This window comes from Undibacterium sp. Ren11W (assembly GCF_049340485.1).
Lineage (GTDB): Bacteria > Pseudomonadota > Gammaproteobacteria > Burkholderiales > Burkholderiaceae_D > Undibacterium.
The window spans coordinates 1-822 of record NZ_JBMPPB010000026.1; the positions used below are offsets into that span (position 1 = coordinate 1).

Sequence of the window (822 nt, forward strand, 5' to 3'; positions counted from 1 at the left end):
AACCGCCTGCGCACGCTTTACGCCCAGTAATTCCGATTAACGCTTGCACCCTACGTATTACCGCGGCTGCTGGCACGTAGTTAGCCGGTGCTTATTCTTCAGGTACCGTCATGAGCAGCCTGTATTAGAGGCTACCTTTTCTTCCCTGACAAAAGAGCTTTACAACCCGAAGGCCTTCTTCACTCACGCGGCATTGCTGGATCAGGGTTGCCCCCATTGTCCAAAATTCCCCACTGCTGCCTCCCGTAGGAGTCTGGACCGTGTCTCAGTTCCAGTGTGGCTGGTCGTTCTCTCAAACCAGCTACTGATCGAAGCCTTGGTAGGCTTTTACCCTACCAACTAGCTAATCAGATATCGGCCACTCCATGAGCATGAGGTCTTGCGATCCCCCACTTTCATCCTCAGATCGTATGCGGTATTAGCGTAACTTTCGCTACGTTATCCCCCACTCTAGGGTATGTTCCGATATATTACTCACCCGTTCGCCACTCGTCGCCAGATTGCTCCGCGTTACCGTTCGACTTGCATGTGTAAGGCATGCCGCCAGCGTTCAATCTGAGCCAGGATCAAACTCTTCAGTTTAATCTCTGTTTTGTGTTCATTTCTGAACTCCGCCATTTCTGGCGGTGTCGCTCACTCAAATAACTGACAGGCTTTTCTCTTTCGAGAAAGTCCTATTTATTACTTTTGCGAACATTTGATATTTTTTAAGTTTAACTAACTACCGAAGTAATTAGCCGCGCTCTTTATCAAGTGCCCACATTTATTGACTGTTAATTGTTAAAGATCACTATTCTGTATTTTTCGCTTCACTATCGATTT

General features: G+C 47.3%; 1 rRNA gene. It reads right to left on the reverse strand.

What is annotated here, in order from left to right:
• Window positions 1–582 (reverse strand): 16S ribosomal RNA (locus tag ACO0K8_RS22300); the annotation flags it as partial.
• Between the last annotated feature and the right edge of the window lie 240 nt (window positions 583–822).